General features: G+C 50.4%; 14 protein-coding genes. 2 read left to right on the top strand and 12 right to left on the bottom strand.

The genetic code is table 11. The features are described 5' to 3' along the window. Positions 1-43 precede the first annotated feature (43 nt). Complete coding sequence (locus tag BLS62_RS29995; protein WP_093191462.1) at positions 44-259, top strand: hypothetical protein; 216 nt, start codon at positions 44-46, stop codon at positions 257-259. 115 nt (positions 260-374) lie between these two features. On the opposite strand, the gene BLS62_RS30000 is transcribed toward BLS62_RS29995, so the two are convergent. The 10 genes from BLS62_RS30000 to BLS62_RS30050 all read right to left on the bottom strand — a co-directional run bounded on the left by BLS62_RS30000 (position 375) and on the right by BLS62_RS30050 (position 7,118). Beyond that, a complete protein-coding gene (locus BLS62_RS30000; RefSeq protein ID WP_093191465.1) occupies positions 375-764 on the bottom strand; it encodes a hypothetical protein in 390 nt (129 codons plus the stop codon). Next, complete coding sequence (locus BLS62_RS30005; RefSeq protein WP_093191468.1) at positions 764-1,000, bottom strand: type II toxin-antitoxin system prevent-host-death family antitoxin; 237 nt, start codon at positions 998-1,000, stop codon at positions 764-766. Before BLS62_RS30005 ends, BLS62_RS30000 begins: the two co-directional genes overlap by 1 nt. Positions 1,001-1,100: 100 nt before the next feature. Next, positions 1,101-1,637 carry a DUF5983 family protein gene (locus BLS62_RS30010; protein WP_093191476.1) on the bottom strand — a complete coding sequence of 179 codons (537 nt, stop codon included), beginning with the start codon at positions 1,635-1,637 and terminating at the stop codon, positions 1,101-1,103. A gap of 42 nt (positions 1,638-1,679) precedes the next feature. Then, positions 1,680-1,907 carry a hypothetical protein gene (locus BLS62_RS30015; protein WP_143521646.1) on the bottom strand — a complete coding sequence of 76 codons (228 nt, stop codon included), beginning with the start codon at positions 1,905-1,907 and terminating at the stop codon, positions 1,680-1,682. 7 nt (positions 1,908-1,914) lie between these two features. Continuing rightward, positions 1,915-2,166 carry a hypothetical protein gene (locus tag BLS62_RS30020; RefSeq protein ID WP_093191484.1) on the bottom strand — a complete coding sequence of 84 codons (252 nt, stop codon included), beginning with the start codon at positions 2,164-2,166 and terminating at the stop codon, positions 1,915-1,917. A 299-nt stretch (positions 2,167-2,465) separates the two neighbouring features. After that, complete coding sequence (ltrA, locus tag BLS62_RS30025) at positions 2,466-3,704, bottom strand: group II intron reverse transcriptase/maturase (protein ID WP_200798628.1); 1,239 nt, start codon at positions 3,702-3,704, stop codon at positions 2,466-2,468. 602 nt (positions 3,705-4,306) lie between these two features. Beyond that, the gene (locus BLS62_RS30030; RefSeq protein ID WP_093191487.1) at positions 4,307-4,762 is read right to left on the bottom strand and encodes a hypothetical protein; all 456 of its coding nucleotides are present in this window, start codon (positions 4,760-4,762) and stop codon (positions 4,307-4,309) included. Between the two features lie 39 nt (positions 4,763-4,801). Next, a complete protein-coding gene (locus BLS62_RS30035; RefSeq protein WP_200798648.1) occupies positions 4,802-5,671 on the bottom strand; it encodes a class I SAM-dependent methyltransferase in 870 nt (289 codons plus the stop codon). A gap of 359 nt (positions 5,672-6,030) precedes the next feature. Continuing rightward, on the bottom strand, positions 6,031-6,621 hold the full coding sequence (locus BLS62_RS30045) for a hypothetical protein (RefSeq protein WP_093191492.1): 591 nt from the start codon (positions 6,619-6,621) through the stop codon (positions 6,031-6,033). Next, the gene (locus BLS62_RS30050) at positions 6,618-7,118 is read right to left on the bottom strand and encodes a DnaJ domain-containing protein (RefSeq protein ID WP_093191495.1); all 501 of its coding nucleotides are present in this window, start codon (positions 7,116-7,118) and stop codon (positions 6,618-6,620) included. The genes BLS62_RS30045 and BLS62_RS30050 overlap by 4 nt, the downstream gene beginning before the upstream one ends. A gap of 980 nt (positions 7,119-8,098) precedes the next feature. Here BLS62_RS30050 and BLS62_RS30055 point away from each other — a divergent pair. Next, a complete protein-coding gene (locus tag BLS62_RS30055; RefSeq protein ID WP_093191498.1) occupies positions 8,099-8,818 on the top strand; it encodes a LuxR family transcriptional regulator in 720 nt (239 codons plus the stop codon). A 668-nt stretch (positions 8,819-9,486) separates the two neighbouring features. Here BLS62_RS30055 and BLS62_RS30060 read toward each other — a convergent pair. Both BLS62_RS30060 and BLS62_RS30065 read right to left on the bottom strand, forming a co-directional pair. Then, the gene (locus tag BLS62_RS30060; RefSeq protein ID WP_093191501.1) at positions 9,487-13,407 is read right to left on the bottom strand and encodes a beta strand repeat-containing protein; all 3,921 of its coding nucleotides are present in this window, start codon (positions 13,405-13,407) and stop codon (positions 9,487-9,489) included. 147 nt (positions 13,408-13,554) lie between these two features. Further along, complete coding sequence (locus BLS62_RS30065; RefSeq protein ID WP_093175281.1) at positions 13,555-14,814, bottom strand: IS256 family transposase; 1,260 nt, start codon at positions 14,812-14,814, stop codon at positions 13,555-13,557. Between the last annotated feature and the right edge of the window lie 46 nt (positions 14,815-14,860).

The following is a 14,860-nucleotide window of genomic DNA, read 5'->3' on the forward strand; positions in this document are numbered from 1 at the left end:
TAATAAACGGGTGTGCGGGAGCTTGTGAGGAGGGAGGCTGTCCATGATCTCCCGCAGTCCAGGGGACGAGGAAGATTGTGGTCAGGGGAGCGACGATCTAGGTCACGTGAGGGCGCAAGCCCTTGTAGCCTCCCCTCAAATGAATACGACAAGAAAGAGTGAGAGAGGCGCGGCTTGCTGGGAGCTGGCATGTGGTGGGTGCGGCCACCGCTTGCCAGCTTCCAGCCCTCTTAAGAAAACCATGAGTGAGCTGGTTTGAAAGTTCGAAGTGGGATCTGCAGATCCCGCGCAGAGCTTGCAAGCCAGATCGCCCCGCTTTTAGATCACCGGATCTGGAAAGTTAGCCAGTACGAAAAAGGGAGCTTGCGCTCCCCTCACGTACGATGAGTGTTTTGAATTTGTCTTTTTTCTGCTCTTGCATCCTTCAGGACACGAGCAATTTTGCGCAAGAATTGCTCCGAGAATTGCCCTTGAGGTCTAAGGCTCTCAAAGTCGTATAGCTGACCATCTCGAACGATATTGAACTCATCAAGCACAATGAAGGACCGCGTATCAAGATTAGCTCTCTTACGCTCCAAGTCAGGAATTTCGAGGTAGATACGGCCCCGCCCTTCTGGTTCTTGTGTCGTGCAAGGGAAGAGCGCGAGCTGATCTCTAACCTTGATTACCAAACAGCAAGGGCGGCTCTTGCGTCCCGCTTCTTCTCCGCGCTTGGCTTGGTATGCCCATAGATAACGATATTGGAAAAGGTCGCCCTGTCTCATTAGTCGTCATCTTTCAGTATGTTATCTAATCCCTCATCCAGAAGGGCGGAAACCTCTGGTGGCTCTTCCCCTAACTTGTAAGCGGCTTGGTTATTGCTCGCTTCTTCGTAAGCCTCATAAGGGATCATTACGATTTTGGGCTTTCCATTCTTGCACAGGGTGACCGGCTGCTTCATTGCATCGTCCAATACGCTGCCGCACTCTCTATTAATCTGGGTGAACGTATATTCTTTCATTTAGCTCTCTCCGGCACTGCCACTTTGCGCATTATACTGAATTTACAGATAATACGCAAAGTATGTATTTTCGCACCATTCTTCCCTTTCACCGCAGTGCTCACAATGAGTAGTTAAACAAACACTCATCAATCGGCCCATCACAATCAAAGAGAATGTGAGAACAGTCCCGCGCCCATGCAGCCGTGAGACACCTCAGCAAATCAATGGGAAGCTTCTTGTCGCTGTAGTCGTACTCTCTGCACGCGGACACAAACAGGCCATTCATAAGATTGCCACCGTAAAGCGGAAAGGTCTCCGGCGTCTTTTCGCTGAGCATTGCAAGCGTTTGGGGGGACAGATGAGCAGTCGAAAGATCAAGAACAGATAAGACATTCGCAGGTCTGCCCTCTGACTGTTCCTGGCTCGGTATTGGAGCCTTGCTCAACTCGCAAACAATCACATGCGGATCTTCCAAATGATCATGGGTTGCCTGCATATATTGATCCATCAGCACAAGGGTTTCTTCGGAAATCTCTCTTCCAAAAACACACTCTTGCGGGCTGTCGTCAGCATGGAACATCAAGCCTTCTTTATGCAGCTCAATAAGAAACGTGATTGCGGTTAAGGAACAGGTCGGTTTTGTAAAGCTGTACATGCGGGGTCTCTCGGTTTGTCGCTTGGAAAAGGTTGGGCGGGCTTAAAAACTGACCTGAAGTGAAAAACAGTAGCTCTTGTGCTCTTTTGAAAAGTCCGTTTTAACTTTAGGGCTGTGATTGTAATAACTTGCGAGGCGGCGGCATCCCTGCTGTGTGCAATACGCGAGAATTTCCTTGCCTTTCTTTTCAATCCTCACCTGTTCCCCTGCTGCTCTTGACCAATCGTGCTGCAAGCGGCTTTTTCGACCTTCTGTAAATACCTGTTTCATACTCAAGCTATCCTTTGCCTTTATCGGCATTGTTCAAAATTTGAGGAGGAACCAATTCCTCTTGCAATCGGTGGCGCTTGTGCATGGCGTTAAGCAGCAGGGCGTATGCCCCAATTGATCCGACGACTAAAAAAATACCAACGCAATCAGAAGACTTTCTTTGATGGGCATTGTGCGTTCCCGTCTTGGTGAGGTCCGTTTCATTTCCCTTGCCAATAAAACGGGTGTGCGGGAGCTTGTGAGGAAAGAGGCTGTCCATGATCTCCCGCAGTCCAGGGGACGAGGAAGATTGTGGTCAGGGGAGCGACGATCTAGCTCACGTGAGGGCGTAAGCCCTTGAAGCGGTCCGTCAGGTTAAAACGACGAGGAAAAATGAATGAGGTGCGGCTTGCTGGGAGCTGGCATGTGGTGGGTGCGCCCGGCGCTTGCCAGCTTCAAGCCCACTGGCAAACAAGAGTGAGCTGGTTTGTGAGATCAGTCGAGTAGGCCGGGGGGATTTCACCCCCAGCCTCTCACAGAACCGTACGTGAACCTCTCAGCTCATACGGCTCTTCCTGTTCAGCCAAAGCGATACAGTTTCCAATGCACAAGCAACTCTGGGGATTGCTTACGCAACCGCCCAATGAATGCTTTGCTCTGTCGGTAACTACGTCGCAGCTTCTTATATTTCTGCCGAGCCCATCTGATCAGCGCAAATTCGAGCAAGTTATAAATGCGAGAGAGTTCCCGCCTGCCGAAATGTCCATAGTACCCTATCCACCCAGCCACAACCGGGTTCAGCACACGCGCAATATCTTCAATAGAACGCCCGCTCCATCTTTGAAGTTTCCACTTCCTGATGACCGTACCGATCCGTTTAAGAGCCTTGCGACTAAGTGCAGGTGTATATCCAATGGATACCATTCCATGCTTTGGCATGACCCGTCTTGGCCGGAAGGTGAAGCCTAGAAAGTCAAAACTGATCTCAGGATAGGCTCCCTTACGGTATCTATCCTTACAGTAAACAATCTTAGTTTTCTGCGGGTGGAGGGATAAGTGGCATTCCTTCAAGCGTTGCTCTAACGCTTCCAATAGTGTTTCCGCTTCACCTTGAGAAGCACAATGGTAGACGCCATCATCCGCATACCGTTCAAAACGAACCTGCGGAAAGTGACGGCTTACCCAGACATCGAGCGCATAGTGCAGAAACAGGTTTGCCAGCAAGGGGCTTACAACACCACCTTGTGGCGTACCGACAGTTCTGCTTTCTGTTGTTCCATCGGGATAGACAACAGGCGCTTTCAGCCATCTCTCGATGTAAAGCAGCACCCACTTGTTCTGGGTGTGTTTCTTGACTGCCTTCATCAGGAGATCATGATGAAGGGTATCGAAGAACCCCATTATATCCAGATCCACCACCCAGTTATACTTCCAGCAGCGCTGCCGGGTCTGGCCAACAGCATCGATTGCTGACTTTCCAGGCCGGTAAGCATAGGAATTGGGATGGAAGATTGGATCAATCTGCGGTTCCAACACCAGTTTGACAACCGTTTGAGCCACCCGGTCTCCCACTGTGGGAATGCCAAGGGGTCGTGTGCGGCCATCATCTTTGGGTATATCCACCCTGCGAACAGCAGGCGGAAAATAGGAACCTGACGACATCCGATTCCATATCTTGTACAAGTTCTTCGGCAGATCAGCCTCAAACTCTTCCAAGCTTACAAGATCAATCCCATAGGTTCCTCTATTGGCTTTAACTCGCTTCCACGCTTCCCAGACAAGCTGTTTGGAAACATCGAAGGGCTTTGTGTTTGTCATTAAGTCATCCCGTTGCCGGTTGTTTAATAATTTCCACTGAACAGGGCAGCCCCTTCGCTCCGGGTCCATTAAAGACCTTTCCTCACTACTACGGACTGCTCCGCCCCTGTGCCCGGTCTTGGTACTCAGGCTCTTGCAGGTCCTCTGCTTGAGCTTCTCCCTTAGCACCCGGACGACAGGTTCTCACGTTCCGTGCATAAGCCTGTATCAAGGTCGCGCCGTCTTTATGCCGGATGCCGCTCAGCCAGTAATCAGGTAGCCGCTGAACTAATCCCAACTACCCACTTGTAGCTGGTTTTGACATCATCTAGCCATTTCGACACCTCATCAACGGTTCACTTGCGTTCGCCTCCTTTGATACGCACCTGACATTTCTAGAATGCCTTTTCCTTAACGCTCACCACCATGGCTCTTAACCACAGCAGCTTAAGGTGGTTTGGAACCTCCTCCTGAAAGACGGTTCCGAGGGGCCTACCCTCATCTTACACACAGTTCGTCTCCGAAGAGACTTCGTGACACACAACGTGGCCTTGGCAAATCCCGCGCAGAGCTTGCAAGCCAGATCGCCCCGTTAATCAGACGACCTGGAACAATGGAAGGCATCAGAAAAGGCTTGGCTGCTCATACCCAGAAACACGATTTTGCTCGAACGCTCTGTGTTCGGCTGCTTTTTGAGAAAGCTTGTGCGTTGGGATGTGGGCAAGGCTGGCCGTTGTCTGCTGCCATTCGGCAAGCCCTGCCTTGCTCATATGGCGCAAAATGGCCTGCTTTAACTCGCGGTCGGTTTCACTAAGGCGCATGAGAGCTGCAACAACAAAAGCTCCATCATACGTTTCAAAGCAATTATCAAAGGCGCGGCTGTCTTCGCCAAGACAAAACCCTTCCCGCGCATAGTTCACCCGCTGCTTAAAAGTCGTGTTTTGCGGGTTGATGAGGCGTTTCCAAGCCTTGATGCAATAATACTCCCCCATATCATCAACCCGCCGCTCTGTTGCTGGTAAATGAAACGTCTTGCATCCCTCACAATACCAATGCGCTGCATCTTGCTTGGCTTCCATAGTGTCAGATCTCCTTTTCAAACTGGCCCTGTATCCCCCTCAAAAGAGGGAGAGCTGCGCTGTTGGGGCTGCGTTGGAGATGGCAGCAAGAGGCGGAAGGAAAACCGGCTCCACGGGCACAACAGAAGGTGTTGGAGCTGGTGTGACAGTGGGCTGGATTTCCTTTGCCTGACACTGTGAAAAGTCGATCAAAGCCACTTCACACAGCGGGCAAACCCCTTTCCAGCTTTTGCGGTAAAAGGCGGTATCAATGCCCACTCCCGCCGTCATTTCAAAACCCTGACTGGCTGCAAACTTGCCGCCTGCGCTGGTTGGGGTTTGGCGGTGGTACTGAACTCCAGAATACGCAAAGCTGGCGGAGTTCTGAGGGATGATAAATGTTCCCTCATCTGCAAGCTTTGAGGCGATATCTATGACATGGTGTTCAAACAGCCCGCCTTTATAGGTTGGGCCATTGCCTGAGCGGCGCACCTTGCCAAAAGGCGGATTGCTGATCGCTTGATCAAACCTGCCAAGATTGAGCTCTTCCCACTCAAACACATCGGCGCATATCCAAGTTGCCTCTGGAAGCAGTTTCTTTCCAACGGCGACATAAGCGGGATTGCGTTCAATGCACACGATTTCCGGCGCTTTGTCGTTGCGCTCCTTTAAGCGGTGGTAGACTGCAAAGGACAGCATTCCAATACCGGCGCAAAGGTCAATGATGCGGTGGCCGCCACAGTCAAAGGAAAAATCAAAAGCCAGATCCCAAGGGGTGAAAAACGCACCACGCGAGCCGTTTTCAAACTCAGCACCTTCATGCCAGTTCTGAAAAACGAAATCCTTGTCCTCCTCGGTGAGCACGTCTTTGCTGAGCAGTTCCACTGCTTGTGCGTGGCGTTTTGCTTCTGCTTTGGTGAGTTTAGCCATTGTTCTTGCTCCCGATGAGGTCCGTTTCATTTCCCTTGCCATTAAAAAACGGGTGTGCGGGAGCTTGTGAGGAAAGAGGCTGTCCATGATCTCCCGGAGCCGCAAGGTGAGGAAGATTGTGGTCAGGGGAGCGACGAACTAGCTCACGTGAGGGCGTAAGCCCTTGAAGCATTGCATCAGGTCAAAACGACGAGGAAAAATGAATGAGGTGCGGCTTGCTTGAAGCTGGCATGTGACGGGTGCGCCCGGCGCTTGCCAGCTTCAAGCTCACTGGCAAACATGAGTGAGCTGGTTTGTAAGATCAAAGTGGGATTGGCAAATCCCGCGCAGAGCTTGCAAGCCAGATCGCCCCTTATCATTTAGCCTTCATTGAGAAACCCTAGCAATCGCTCCATTTTCTCCAATGACAGATGCTGAATTTCAACGTCGCAAAATTCGCTGTCTGCCCGGACTTCAAACGATCCTCGCGCTTCACGGTCAAAGTTGCGTATCGCTTTGCGCATACTGTACCGGCCATGGATATTGACCTGCGCCTCTGTTGGGGCTGCACGTTCAACAGCTGCTGCAATCCTACGTTTTTTGTTGTGATGGTCGGCAATCGCTGCAAGTGCTTTGAATGCCAGTGGTAACGCTGGCTCTGCGATATGCCGGTTAATCTCCCTAAGGACTTGCTGAGGCTGAGAGGCGAACCGTCCTGGCGCAAACGTGCGCCGCAAAACGGGCTGCGCTCCCAATTCAGCATAGCCTTTCAGGTTGCGCCAATAGTGACTGTCTCCCAGATCATTGCGCAGGCTGGCGCTGGTACTAATCCGGCCGCCTTGTGTCCTGAAGTAGATCACCAAGGCACCCATGGGGGCCTCTACCGTGACAGTGTGGCCTTGGGAGAGGATTTTACCCTCTCCCTCAAACAGCAGTTCAGCGACCGGAGAAACTGTTTTTGCCAATGTCATGCAGCCACCCCTAGAGCATAGCCACGAGAGGCCGGACGGGATGGGCGGGCGCTTCCATGCGTTGCCCTGATATCTTCCATGGAGTAGTTCCCACGGCTTTTTGATTTCCACGCTGAAGGGCGAAAGTTCCATTTTTGCTTTTTTCTTGCAAACTTGAAGCTTGCAGACTTCAAAACCTCTTTATGAGGAAAGGTATTGCCACCAACCCAGATCCACGCACCACAGATCTCAATTTCCAGCCCCTCCAAATTAATGATGGCATTTAGCGCGGCGTTGAGTTCTTCGCCGTAATTCACATCTGCCTCTTCGCTCGTTTCGGTGCTGGTTGCATTGCGCAACTCATCATAGGCCGCATTAACAAGCTTCATCATCTCCCCGCCTGCAGGGTTCAAATCTGGATGGTATTTTTTTGCTGCAAGCTTGTAGGCGGCTTTGATTTCGGTTTGGTCTGCACCGGAGGAAAGTCCAAGGATTGAGAGGGCGTCTGAGATTTTCATTTGTGTTGCTCCCGCGTCTGTGAGGTCCGTTTCATTTTCCTTGTCATTAAAAAACGGGTGTGCGGGAGCTTGTGAGGAGGGAGGCTGTCCACATTCTCCCGCAGCCCACAAGGCGAGGAAGATTGTGGTCAGGGGAGCGACGATCTAGGTGCCGTGAGGGCGTAAGCCCTTGCAGCGGTGCATCAGGCTAAAGCGACGAGGAATACGGGAGAAAAGAGCGGCTTGCCGGGAGTTGTGACCTGCTCCCCACTTCTCAGGGCGCTGTCCATCAGCAGGCAGAACGCCTGCAAATAGGCATCATTTTACTATCTAATCCTGAGCAGCGTATTGTCGAGAAAGATATCTGCAGGAGAGGTCAATATTTTGAGCCTGGAACAAGGGGCCACGACCGGACCTTTACGTGTTTCTTGCAAGGGTTGCGCAAGTCTTTGCAGATGAGACTACGGTCTCTTTCTGGAGAGTTCTTCTCAGTATATGATTATGTGAAGCGCCCGATAAGATAAGGGGCATTTTGAGCCCAAAGCAGCTCTGGGATGGTGTTATCCCCGTTGTCCCCTCAGACATATCGTTGAGGTTTTTGCATCTATGCAGGGCAAATAGAAGCACGAAATCTGATCTCGACCATGTGTAAAAAATATAATGTTTTCATTGGATTAAATGCGGAACCGTATCAGTAAGAAAATACTAACTAAATGTTAACGCACTCTTTTCAATGGATTATTTCCAATAAAAAGCTATTGCTAATTTTGAATCTGAAGTTTTCATATACGATCTTTTTGAAGAAAACATAGTGCAATTTAATAGTACCAATATTTATGGGCATATTTCTATTGGGGGCGAAGTAAAATTGAATACATTTATTTATTATTGTGAAAATAGGTAGCCAATTGTAGATGATGGGTAATAGCTTCACCTTATAAATCAGGTGAATATTTCGTAAGGTAAGATTGTTGGAGGCATTATATGTAGGGGCGTATAAAATGAACTCATTGACTGCTGCACTAGAATTTATTGAATCTGTTAATGATGAAGAGACACCTGATCTTGTTTCTAAGCGTCTTGCTGAACTTGGTCAGTCTTTTGGTTTTACAAGTTTTTGTCTTGCCGCGATCCCCGAAGCTAACGCATCCTTTGATGGGTCTATTATGTTGAGTGGTTGGCGGCCTGAATGGCAACAACGTTATCTCAATCATAATTACATACAAAATGATCCGATTGTCGCGAAAGCGCGTACTGCTAGTCGTCCATTCCTTTGGTCCAGCGTTGCCCGTGATAGTAATCTTTCTGCAGCTGCACAGCAGGTTCTGTCAGAAGCGCGCGATTACGGAATGTATGACGGAGTGTGTGTGCCAGTGCGTGGCCTTCAGAACTATCAAGGCATGCTGATTTTTGGTGGACCAGAAGTTCGACTGAATGAACGCGAAATCAGTGTTCTTCATCTGGTTGGTATTTATGCGAGTAATAAAGTGCGTGAACTAGCTGGTTCAAACATCAGGCGTCCTCGTCATCGCATTACTCCTCGTGAACTTGAGTGCCTGAAGTGGGCAGCTGCAGGCAAGACAAGTTGGGAGATCAGTCAGATCCTAAACATCTCTCAGCATACTGCGGACTGGTATCTGGCTTCGGCTGCCAGAAAGCTGCATGCTTCGAATAGAACACACGCGGTAGCTGAGGGTTTTCGGTTCGGCCTTATTCGATAAGTCTAAACGACACCTACTTATGCTCTCGGCAGGGTTCGCACCGCGCTTCCTGCTGTTTGCGCTTTTACAGCATCCCGATTGTCGCAATTCAACCGATCTGTAAGGTGCAGCTACTCACGAGGCGATTAAGGCGTTGACTGTAAGCTTTTCTCTGAGTGCTTCGTAAGCGACTGGTGAAGGTTGTAAAATCGCTCCCACTGGTCGAGTTTTGCCTCCAGATCGAAGTCCCCCTTGTGGCTGAGAAGTTTGCCGAATGTGTTGCAGCGAGTAGTTGAACCCACCAGACTTAGCTGTCCTTCGCCGCATTGCGGGAACACAGACTGGTGAGAGGCCGTTGCAAGCATTGAGGGCCACGAGCGGACGTTTAGGCGGTTCCATCAGGGGTTGAACCAGCTTGCCTAGAAGCTCTTGTAAACGCTTTGCGAGAGCTTAACCTCCCTAAAATAGTCATTCGGCCTTTGTATAAATACTGCACGCACAATTCTAGTCTCTGGGTTCCTCTTGATTGCACTCAGATCAAGCAAGCTTAGGGGCAAACTATAACGATCTGCTCGTATTGTTGACGACGCGTCTTTCTTATTTGACACGCAAGTTAGAATGCCTAGCGTTTTGTGCAGGCAAAAAAAGGAAAAGGGACAATTGCCCCTTTTCCAATGGCGGTATCTAGATCAAACGAAAAGAAAATCGTCCTGATGCAGATCAGCAGACTTCACACCCTGAAGAGTGATCGAGGTAGCATCGTTAAATGTAATCACCGTATTCGCACCACTGTCCTCTGCTGCGGCGATGAGGGCTGCAAAATCAGCGAATACCGCGGTTTCGATTTCGATCACATCGGCAGAGCCCTCTCCAGCAGTAAAACCGGAGATAACATCATGACCGATATCACCAGCAGCAAACACAAATGTGTCATTGCCGTCTCCGCCGGATAACTGGTCATCGCCAGCACCGCCGATGATCCTATCAGCTCCGCCATTGCCGTAGATGACATCAGCGCCATCGCCAGCCAAAAGAGTTTCAGCAGCATCGCTTCCAATGATTTCGAGAGATGGTGTCTCGAAGGTTTCGATCACCGGCGTGCCAGTAGGCTCGTAAACGGTGCCGTCAGCGCCAACATAATTGCCATCGTCATTTGGCACGAAGATATAGGCCGAGCCGGAATTGTTGCCCTTATCATCATCAAAGTAAGCCCCTACGGCGATAACACCAGCTTCATTGATTGACACAGAGTTTCCAAAGTGGTCGCTTGTTGCACCATCATAGGCGGTCAGGAAAATTTGCGTATAACTACCTGACCCGTCCGGCACATAAACACCGACAATGCCCCGGCTGGAACTACTACCTACGCTATAGCCCTCCCCCCCGGCCACGATGACACCGGATTCGTTGATGGCGAGTTGATCACCGCCAAAAGCCCGTTCGGTGATCAACTTAGAGACCGCATAATTGCCGCTGCCATCCGGTTCATAGATATACAATGCAGAATTCGCGCCAACCACGATAGTACCGTCGCCCTCAACTGCACCGCTTATGCCAAAGGAAGCATTGGAATCTGGAGCGGTTAACTGCATTTCCGTATAACCACCCTCTCCATCCGGCGTGAAAACGCGAGCCAGTTTGCCGGGACTATCAGCAAATACGACACCTGCATCATTGATGGTGACGTTGTGGCCGAAGCCATCGTCACCTAAGGCAACCAGTTTCGTTTCTGTGTAGCCACCTGAACCATCCGGGGTAAAGATATAGATCCGATCGGATGTCGTGCCATAAGCAGTGGCGACAATCACCCCGTCCGCGTTTATCGACAGGCCATTATACCCAAGAACATCCCTAGCCACCCCATCAGACGCTGTGAGCTTGACTTCAGAATAGCTTCCCCCTTCTGTCGGCGTATAGACGTAGATCGAGCCGGAGTTAGGGCCTTTGTCTCCATCTATGGAAGCACTGACGGCGATCACACCGGAATTGTTGAGCACCGTTTTAATCCCGAAACCATCATTAGCTGCCCCGTCAGAGGCCATCAGCTTGGTTTCAACGTAACCATCGCCATCCGGCGTGTAGACATAAACCGAGCCTGATTTACTGCCCTTGTCATCATCACCCTGAGACCCGACAACAACAACGCCATGATCATTCACCTGTGCGTTGGAACCAAAATAATCCTCCTTGGCACCATCGGACGCAACAAGTTTGAACGCTGTCCCGTCTCCGTCAGCCTCATGATGCTCGCTATAGGAGTTAATCACCGGCGTGCCAGTAGGCTCGTAAACGGTGCCGTCAGCGCCAACATAATTGCCATCGTCATTTGGCACGAAGATATAGGCCGAGCCGGAATTGTTGCCCTTATCATCATCAAAGTAAGCCCCTACGGCGATAACACCAGCTTCATTGATTGACACAGAGTTTCCAAAGTGGTCGCTTGTTGCACCATCATAGGCGGTCAGGAAAATTTGCGTATAACTACCTGACCCGTCCGGCACATAAACACCGACAATGCCCCGGCTGGAACTACTACCTACGCTATAGCCCTCCCCCCCGGCCACGATGACACCGGATTCGTTGATGGCGAGTTGATCACCGCCAAAAGCCCGTTCGGTGATCAACTTAGAGACCGCATAATTGCCGCTGCCATCCGGTTCATAGATATACAATGCAGAATTCGCGCCAACCACGATAGTACCGTCGCCCTCAACTGCACCGCTTATGCCAAAGGAAGCATTGGAATCTGGAGCGGTTAACTGCATTTCCGTATAACCACCCTCTCCATCCGGCGTGAAAACGCGAGCCAGTTTGCCGGGACTATCAGCAAATACGACACCTGCATCATTGATGGTGACGTTGTGGCCGAAGCCATCGTCACCTAAGGCAACCAGTTTCGTTTCTGTGTAGCCACCTGAACCATCCGGGGTAAAGATATAGATCCGATCGGATGTCGTGCCATAAGCAGTGGCGACAATCACCCCGTCCGCGTTTATCGACAGGCCATTATACCCAAGAACATCCCTAGCCACCCCATCAGACGCTGTGAGCTTGACTTCAGAATAGCTTCCCCCTTCTGTCGGCGTATAGACGTAGATCGAGCCGGAGTTAGGGCCTTTGTCTCCATCTATGGAAGCACTGACGGCGATCACACCGGAATTGTTGAGCACCGTTTTAATCCCGAAACCATCATTAGCTGCCCCGTCAGAGGCCATCAGCTTGGTTTCAACGTAACCATCGCCATCCGGCGTGTAGACATAAACCGAGCCTGATTTACTGCCCTTGTCATCATCACCCTGAGACCCGACAACAACAACGCCATGATCATTCACCTGTGCGTTGGAGCCAAAGTAATCCTCCTTGGCACCATCGGACGCAACAAGTTTGCCGGGATGAACCTTGACCTCGCTTTCGCCTTGAATAGTGACAGTAACGGTTTCCGTGGAACTTTCGCCCGCACTGTCTGTCACCGTGTAGGTGAAGCTGTCAGTGGCGGCTTCACCTTGATCCAGATCGTTAAACTTGCCGTTTGGATTGTAGGTGAAAGTTCCATCATCATTCAGCGTCACGGTGCCGGTGGTGCTGCTTGTATCGACAGTAAAGGTGTGCGTGTCGGATGCGTCTGGGTCGGTAAAGTCTGGCGTAATCACAAGTGGACTGCTCTCACTGGTGCTCACATTCATTGCAGACGCAACAGGCCTATCATTCCGGCCAGTGACTGTGATGGTTATGGTATCGGTGTCACTTGCCCCAAAGCTGTCAGTTACCGTGTAGGTGAAGGTGGTGGTGCCGGTTTCCCCAACTGCCAGGTAATCAAAATCCGTACCCGGATCGTATTCAAAAACACCATCGCCTGTCTCAGTCAAAGTCCCTTCCAGACCGTCAGTATTAAGCGAGTAAGTGTGGGTATCGCCCACATCTGGGTCATGGAAGATAGTGCGAAAAACAATTTTGGTATCTTCGTCGGTCGTGAACTCGTATGGGAAAGTGTCCGGTGAGGTGTTTGAGTCGATACCATTGATTGTAACCGTAACGGTTTCCGTGGAGCTTTCTCCAACCGCGTCTGTCACTGTGTAGGTAAAGGTATCTGTCGCAGTCTCCCCGGCTCCGAGATGTTCGAACTTACCATTGGGATCATAGGAGAAAGTACCATCCGCATTTACAGTCACACTGCCAACGGTACCGGATGTGTCAACTGTGAAACTATGAGTATCGTTGTTGTCTGGGTCAGTGACGTCAGGGGGGATGGTGATCGAGGTGTTTTCATCTGTCTCCGATGCCAGTGCAGCCGCAACCGGCCCATCATTATGTCCGGTGATAGTTATCGTAACCGTTGACGTGGAGCTTTCGCCTGCCGCATCGGTCACCGTATATGAGAACGTGTCGGTCGCAGTTTCGCCAGCGGCAAGGTAGTCAAACGCAGTTCCCGGGTCGTAATGGAATGTATCGTCGCTAACCACTATGCCAGAGCCGGTCATTTCATCTGTATTCAGAGTGAGAGAATGAATATCGCTGAGATCTGAGTCCTGGAAGATGACCCGGATTGAAGTCACTCCGTTTTCGTCGGTATTGACTAGGACAGGAGAGGAAATTGGTGTGCTGTTAGGCATTGAAATTACTCCAAAAAAATACGTTTAAATTTTGGAGTAAAATGCTTGTGCGTAACTGTAGGTTGTGCTTTTGGATTTGACCAATATCGGAGCTAGGTGCTCATTAGGCCATATATGGGAGCTAACCGCAAAAGTTGGTGATGGGTTTCACGCGGCGTGATTTTGGTTTGCATCACTCTCGATGCCATTCGTGAAGATGACACCCTGTATTATCTTAGGCAATTGATTTTTGCCTCTCAATTTCTGCCAGCGCTTCTCCGCTGCCTTGATCAGCATGAAGACCATTGGCATTGCAGTATCCCGGGAGAGGCAATTCTTGGTTTGCCTTGTTCTATGGCGCACAGTTGCAAAGGTTGATTCAATTGGATTGGTGGTTCTGATATGCCCCCAATGCTCAGCAGGAAAGTCATAAAAAGCCAACAGTTCGATCCTATCCTTGGCAAGGCATTGCGTGGCTTTGGGGTATTTAACCTCAAATTTCTCTATGAAAAGATCAAAAGCCGTCTCTGCATCTGCACGATTTTCCGCCATCCAGATATCCTGTAGATCCTTTTTCGCTTTGGCCTGCAAGGATTTAGGCATTTTGCTTAGGACGTTCATTGTCTTGTGGACCCAGCAGCGTTGAGCTTTTGTTGTGCCAAAGACTTCCCGCAATGCCGCCCAGAAACCCAGAGCACCATCTCCCACTGCTAATTTCGGTTCGATCTGCAGGCCACGAGCTTTGAGAGCAAGCAATAGTTCCCGCCAGCTCTGAGTATCTTCCCGGTAGCCATCATCAAAGCCAATCAGCTCTTTCTTGCCTTCCGGTGTTGCCCCGATCAACACCAGAATACAGCGACTTTCCCGTTCTCCCCGGGCTTTCAGATAGATGCCATCTGCCCACATATAAACGTAGTTGCGCGCTGACAGGTCTCGAGTTTTCCACTCTTCCCATAAAGATCGCCAGCTTTTGACAAGGCCGCGGATGACATCCGGCGAAAGGTTGGGAGCATCAACACCCAACAAAGCACTTAAAGCTTGCTGAACATCATTGGTGGAAACCCCACGCAAATAGAGCGCTGGGATCAATTCATCAAGACTGGTTGAACGGCGCAGATAATTAGGTAACAGATTGGAATGGTAATGAATTTTCTCTTCTGCATTCTCATCTCGATCCCGGATCCGAGGTTTGCTGACCGTGACAGGCCCAACCCCAGTTTGGACCTGGCGCTCTGGCAAATGCCCATGCCGGACCACCCGCTGACGGCCATCTGGTAATTTTAAGTCCGAGTAAAGCGAAAGCACGCTCATGACTTCACTCTCAATGGCCGCTCGCAAAAGTTGCTGTGCACCCGAACGCAAAACTTCCGTGAGCGCATCTTGAAATTCCCCTGGCTGCACAAGCGGGATAACACTATCATCTGTCATAGGCGTATCAGCTCCTCTGGAGTCAAAAGCAAGCTTCGAACACTTG

This window comes from Pseudovibrio sp. Tun.PSC04-5.I4 (assembly GCF_900104145.1).
Taxonomy (GTDB): domain Bacteria; phylum Pseudomonadota; class Alphaproteobacteria; order Rhizobiales; family Stappiaceae; genus Pseudovibrio.